This window comes from Caulobacter sp. B11 (assembly GCF_002737765.1).
Lineage (GTDB): Bacteria > Pseudomonadota > Alphaproteobacteria > Caulobacterales > Caulobacteraceae > Caulobacter.
The window spans coordinates 1-6038 of sequence record NZ_PEGG01000121.1 but is presented as its reverse complement, the minus strand read 5'-3'; the positions used below and the strand labels follow the sequence as shown (position 1 = coordinate 6038).

The window sequence follows — 6038 nt, the reverse complement described above, 5'->3', positions numbered from 1 at the left end:
GACGCTGCGCCTTCCAGGCGGCGTTGTCGGCCACGCCGGAGGCCAGTTGCCGGCCCAGGTCGAGGTCCTTGATGGTGACGGTGCCGGCCGCGATCTCGTCGCCGCCCAGCATGATCGCCGCCGGGGCCATGCGCCGGTCGGCATATTTCATCTGCGGCCGCATGCCCGAGGTTCCCAGATAGACCTCGGCGGCGATGCCGGCGTTGCGCAGCTCCGAGGCCACGGAAAAATACTCGCCCATGTGGGCCTGGTCGAAGACGATGACCACCACCGGCCCCCGCGCCGCGCCGCCCGGCTCGCGCCCGGCCGCCCGCAGGGCCGAGGCCAGGCGGGTGACGCCGAACGAAAAGCCCGTGGCCGGGGTCTGCTGGCCGGTGAACCGCGCCACCAGGTCGTCATAGCGCCCGCCGCCGCCGATCGAGCCGAACGAGACCTTGGCCCCCTTGTCGTCGAGTGTCGACAGCAGCAGCTCGGCCTCGAACACCGCGCCGGTGTAGTATTCCAGCCCGCGCACGATCGACGGCTCGAACATCGCCTGGTCATCGGCCACGCCCAGGCTCTTCAAGGCCGCATCGATCAGGGCCAGTTCGTTGAGGCCCTCGTCGCCCTCGGCCGAGCCGCCGATGACATTGGCGATCTTGCTCAGGGTGTCGCTCCGCCCGCCGGAACCGGCCTGGACGAAGTCGAGCACCGCGTCGGTCGCCCGGCCCACCAGGCCCGCGCCCTTGGTGAAGGCGCCGCTCTCGTCCAGCCGGCCCTCGCCCAGCAGCAGCCGCACGCCCTCGACGCCCAGCCGGTCCAACTTGTCGACGGCGCGCAGCACCGCCAGCTTCTGGCCGTTGGTCTCGACCCCGGCGGCGGTCAGCAGGCCGTTGAGCAGCTTGCGGTTATTGATCTTCAGCACCGCCGAGCCGCGCGGCAGGCCCGCCGCCTCCAGCCCCGCCACGGCCATGGCGATGATCTCGGCGTCTGCCTCGGGCCGGGCCGAGCCGACGGTGTCGGCGTCGCACTGGATGAATTCGCGGAACCGGCCGGGGCCGGGCTTCTCGTTGCGCCACACCGGGCCATAGGCATAGCGGCGGAACGGCTTGGCCAGGGTCTCCCAGTTCTGGGCGGCGAAGCGGGCCAGGGGCGCGGTCAGGTCATAACGCAGCGCCATCCACTGCTCGTCATCATCCTGCAGGGCGAAGACGCCCTCATTGGGACGGTCGGCGTCGGGCAGGAACTTGCCAAGCGCGTCGGCATATTCGAAGGCCCCGGTGTCCAGCGCCTCGAAGCCATGGCGCTCATAGACCGTCGACACCGCCTCCAGGATGGCCCGCTCGGCCCGCAGGTCGCGGGCCCGCTTGTCGGCGAAGCCGCGCGGGGCGCGGGCCTCGGGGCGGAAGGCGTCTTCGGTCTTTTCAGGGGAGTCGGTCATCGTCGTCCTTAGAACTTCAAGGCTTCGACGGATGGCGCTTGGCTCAAGCCCCATCCGCTAGGCGGGGCTCAGGCAGGGGGCTTGCTTCTAGAGCGAGCGGACCCGGCCGATCCCGCGAGGCGAGGTCGGATGGTGGTGGCGGCCGTGATGGTGCGGCGTGCGGGTCATTGCGCGGGGTTCTAGCGGATAGGGCGGCGGGGGGAAGGGGTGCATGGCGCACGCGCATCTAGGGCAATCACCCTTTGCCCATCGCAATGCTGCCCTAAGCGAAAAGCAGGGCAGCAGCTAGAGAAACAAATGGCGACATGAACATGCACCACATAGCGCCTCTAGTCCAAGATCCGTTCAGTTTCATGCGATCTTCATTGGCCAACAGATGCCCATCAAGATGGGCAGCGTATCCAGCAAGACTTTCATTGAGCTTTTCATTGTCTCTTACAACGTCAACCCATCCATTTGGCAACGTTCCAATACAGCCAAAAGAAATTGGCCTTGCTGCCCAGATAGAACAGAATGCAGCCAAACCAAAGGTGAGTCCTGCAGCCAAGGCTCCCACCTTCGCTCCGCCACTAAGGGTACCCATCGCAGCAATCACAAAACCACCAGCCATAGCACTGGTCCATGTAGCCATCGCTCCAGCCCTCGCATCGCTTGCCAAGGCGAATTGAACTTGCATCTTGAAGCGCTCCTCGGCTTGCCTCACAATCTCCACGATCATCGCGGGGTCATTCGGTATCAAATCGCGGTAGTCAATTTTAGGATGAGACATCTATGGCTCCGCCGAAAGACCCAGGAACAACTTCGAAGGGCGACGAACGCGGCGCGTTTAACCAAACGCCGCCGAAAACCGGTCCAACCCCGGCACAAAGGCCCGGTCCGCCCAACCCGACAAAGCCTTCGGGGAAGAAATAACCTCCTGGCGCTCTAGGCGCAAAACTCTAGCACGGCGAATGCTAAGCGGCCTTTAGCCCACTGGTTTAGGCTGAGTGAAGGTCGTTAGCCTTCTCATCGGCCCACTGGTGGAAGAGTGTGGCCCCGGCGAAATCCGGGGTCGGTTGAGTGTCGCGCGGGGCCTTTCCCAATGGGCCTCCCCCTCATCCGTCCGCTTCGCGGGCAGCTTCTCCCGCAGGAGGAGAGGAATCGCGACTAGTACTCCGCTCGGAGGCGTTGCCATTCCCGCAGCAATGCCTCGTAACGCTCTCGGAAGATGCCTTCTTCAGTGCCCGTAAGTGGTGTGTCCCGAACTGAAAAAGTGCGCCCTCGGATCACATCGAGAATGCGCTCTGCTCAGGTTCTTGTGTCACGATCGACCGGGACATGATCCACAGCCCAGCCGCGCCGCCTCCTCAGACAGCGGAGGCCGCTCAGGAAAATACGGATATATGATGCGGCGGCCATCGTCTCCAACGCTAATGGAGAGCGTGTTTTCGACTTTTACGACGCCAAGTCCCGTAGATTCGAAACGTGCACGAATGCTCTCTTCGATGACAAGGAACGGCTCATTGCGCAGCCGCCGCCTCTCCTCCCACCAAGACAGAAACCCTTCGACCAGAAGCGGGTAGAGTCGCCTGCGCCCCCCATGTGCGTCGATGCGCTCACCTGCTCTCTCTCGGAGTTCGAGCTCGCCTCGCACATGCCCTTTTACATCAGCCCAAAGCGGAACGTAGAAGTCACCACCTTTCTGGTTGCGGCGCAGACCGCTCTCCCTTCTGATGGTGTTCCGAATGTCCTCTCGTAGCAGGCGGACTTGATCCGCGCGGTCGGCGTACATCACCCTTAGCAACTTGCCGAGACCAATGAGCTCGAGTGACATCGCACCACCTCAATCTAAGGTCCACACCTACTCGGAGGTCGGCATTCTGAGGCGAGTCGTCGGCAAATAACAACTATTACGATTCGTCGATTTACCCAGTTAGAGTCCGATCTAGCTCTCCTCCATCTTCGGGAGACGGGCGGAGACGGCGTGAAATATTCTCCCGAGAGGAAACCCCTCCGCACATCTCACGGCGAGACGATCGCTGGTCTGGGCAGGTCACTCAAGGACGACGCGTACGCGTCGCCGCGCCGCGGCGGCCCGGAGGGCCGTCCTTGACTGACCTGCCCAGACCAGCACGCTGCAGCCTCCAAGAGATGTAAGGATGGCTCCGACCGGGGGCGGTCGGGGCGGCCTTCCTTCCCCTCTCCCTTGCGGGAGAGGGTGGCCCGCGCAGCGGGTCGGGTGAGGGGCCGAAGGCGAGCCACGCCGCGTCGGCGGATGGCCCGGGCGCCAAGCTTACAGGGCGATCGACCCTCATCCGACCCCGGCCTTCGCCGGGGCCACCTTCTCCCGCAAGGGGAGAAGGGTTGGGGTGGGCGGATTTTCGTCAGGAGGGACGGGCGCGTGAACGCGTGTCCAAGCGACCTAGTCTTGGCCCTGGCGGACCATTGCATCCAGTTGACGGGCGCGGTCGTCGGTGACTTCGCCGGCGACATTGGCCGAGACCGCGACCCCGGCCAGGTCAGCCGAGCGGGCCCCGCCCGCCGCGATGGTCGCCGGGGCTCGGGTCTGACCTTCGCGCCAGCCAATATAGAGCAGGCGAGACGCTGATTCCTCGGCGATGTCGAAGGTGCGCCCGGCGCCGAGGCCGGTGCGGGGCGCGGGATCGGCGGCCATCACGACGGTCTGACCCTCGATCGCCAGATCCTGATAGATCCGCCGCGCTTCGGTCAGGCGATTGGTGCGCAGATAGCCGGTGGCCAGGTTGAAGCGGTTCTCGGGCGAATCGTCCTTGGCGACGGCGCGGCGCAGCAGGTTGGCGCCGAGCCAGTTGTCGCCCTGCGCCATCAGGGCCCGGGCTTGGCCAGCTTCCGGCGCGGGCGCGGGCTCTTGGGCCAGGCTGGCGGAGGTGGCCAGGCCGCTCAGGGCCGCGACCAGCAGGATGTGCTTGTAGGTCATCAGAGTTGCTCACCATGGCCAAGGTAGCGAAGGAACCGCCACAAGTGGTGACCTGGCCAATTTTCTTATAAATGAGCGTTCGAGGCGAGGTTTAGTTCATGGATATTTTGTTGCGCTCGCCCGGAAGCTTAAGCATTTCGATATTCACCGCCTTATAATGAGCTGGAATATGTCAAATGAGGCGCCACATCGGCTCGGTGATCTCGAAAACATTGTGGAGGTTGCAGGTCAGACTGGATCGCCTCCAAGGTTTCAGGGGGCGGCCTGCCCGGCGGGGGCGGCCTTCCTTTCCCTCTTCCATAGGGAGAGGGAGGGGCCCGCCGCGTAGCGGTGGGAGGGTGAGCAACTGTCTTGAAGTTATGCGGTGGCGGCGCGCCAGGAGGCGTTGTCGCGGAGCATGGCGTTGAGGATGGTGATGAGCTTTCGCATCAAGGCCACGAGGACGACCTTTGGCGGCTTTCCGGCCTGGGCCAGACGCGCCTTCATCGCGGCGAGGGCCGGGTTGAAGCGGGCGCCCACCAGAGCGGCCATGTAGAGAACATTGCGCACGATGGGGCGACCGCCGCGTATGGCGCGTCGTCCTCGTCGGGCTCCGCTGTCGTGGTCGTAGGGCGCGACGCCGACCAGGGCGGCCACTTGCCGGGCGTCCAGATCGCCCAGTTCCGGCAGTCGAGCCAGCAGCGTCCAGGCCAGGACGGGGCCTACGCCGGGCACCGAGCGCAGCAGCGCGTCCTTGCGCGCCAGATCGTCATCCTCGGCGATCAGCTGAGCCAGCCGCTTCTCGATCAGAACAAGATCCAGGCGGGTTCGCCCGCGTCGCCGCTGAGCCAGGCGTATCAACACCGGGTCGCGGACCATCCGGGCGGCGTTATCCAGTCGCGCCTGCTCCTCGACCAGGCGACGGCGCGCGTCGACCAACTCGGCCAACCGGGCGGCGGCCGGATCAATCCGCGCCGAGCGGCTGGGCATCAGCGCCACGAAGCGGGCGATCAGCTCGGCGTCGATCCGATCGTTCTTGGCCAGGACCCCGCAGGCCTGGGCGAAGCGCCTAACCTTGCGCGGGTCCAGGAGCCGTGCGTCCAGCCCCGCCGTGAGCAGCGCCTCCACCGCAGCCTTCTCATAGCCGCCGGTCGCCTCCAGTCCGATCAGACTGGCCTTGGCCGCCCGCAGCCGTCTGACGAGGTCCCGCAGCCCAGCGGCGTCATTGGACACCGCGAAGCTCTCGCCCTCCAGCACCGCCACGTCCAGGCGATCCTTGGAGACATCCACGCCCACAAACACTCGATCCTGTGGCATCCTCTATCCCTTCCTTGCCAGTGCGAGGTCCCAAAGGCCTCATGCAACTGTTCGGGTTTGGAAGATCACGACCGGCCCAAACTCACCCACGGCCTCCAAGGCCAAGGGGTTTACGGGCTCAAGGTCGCGGCGGGCGGCTGCTGCTAACAGCCGCCCGCATCACCACAATAACCTCAGATCCAAGACACAAGGGGTTTGCGGAGCCCTTCCGGACAGGGCAGGGCCTTCTGTGCGAGGGCGGTTGGCGGTGTAACCTCTCACCCTCCCACCGCCTGCGGCGGCGGGCCCCTCCCTCTCTCAAAGAGAGAGGGTCACTTAGGTGCTTATCCCGTGCGCGCCACGGGGATAGACGCCCGGCGTTCCCAGTCTTTTCAACGCCCTGGGCCC

5 protein-coding genes are annotated in these 6038 nt (G+C 65.2%); all 5 read right to left on the bottom strand.

Annotated elements, in window-relative coordinates:
• The coding region (hisS, locus tag CSW58_RS06400) for a histidine--tRNA ligase (RefSeq protein ID WP_099446727.1) at window positions 1-1420 on the bottom strand (1420 nt) is incomplete at its 3' end.
• Window positions 1421-1682: 262 nt separating this feature from the next.
• Window positions 1683-2189 (bottom strand): hypothetical protein, encoded by a 507-nt coding sequence (locus tag CSW58_RS13710; RefSeq protein ID WP_161494579.1) that lies wholly within the window; start codon window positions 2187-2189, stop codon window positions 1683-1685.
• A gap of 531 nt (window positions 2190-2720) precedes the next feature.
• The gene (locus CSW58_RS06395) at window positions 2721-3233 is read right to left on the bottom strand and encodes a hypothetical protein (protein ID WP_201721592.1); all 513 of its coding nucleotides are present in this window, start codon (window positions 3231-3233) and stop codon (window positions 2721-2723) included.
• A 588-nt stretch (window positions 3234-3821) separates the two neighbouring features.
• A complete protein-coding gene (locus CSW58_RS06390; RefSeq protein ID WP_099446726.1) occupies window positions 3822-4355 on the bottom strand; it encodes a hypothetical protein in 534 nt (177 codons plus the stop codon).
• 357 nt (window positions 4356-4712) lie between these two features.
• Window positions 4713-5651 carry an IS110 family transposase gene (locus tag CSW58_RS06385; RefSeq protein ID WP_099446725.1) on the bottom strand — a complete coding sequence of 313 codons (939 nt, stop codon included), beginning with the start codon at window positions 5649-5651 and terminating at the stop codon, window positions 4713-4715.
• Window positions 5652-6038 lie beyond the last annotated feature (387 nt).

What these genes read in the sequence shown, in the direction of transcription:
- CSW58_RS13710 (WP_161494579.1), bottom strand. Translation starts at nt 2,189, where the DNA reads ATGTCTCATCCTAAAATTGACTACCGCGATTTGATACCGAATGACCCC.
- CSW58_RS06395 (WP_201721592.1), bottom strand. Translation starts at nt 3,233, where the DNA reads ATGTCACTCGAGCTCATTGGTCTCGGCAAGTTGCTAAGGGTGATGTAC.
- CSW58_RS06390 (WP_099446726.1), bottom strand. Translation starts at nt 4,355, where the DNA reads ATGACCTACAAGCACATCCTGCTGGTCGCGGCCCTGAGCGGCCTGGCC.
- CSW58_RS06385 (WP_099446725.1), bottom strand. Translation starts at nt 5,651, where the DNA reads ATGCCACAGGATCGAGTGTTTGTGGGCGTGGATGTCTCCAAGGATCGC.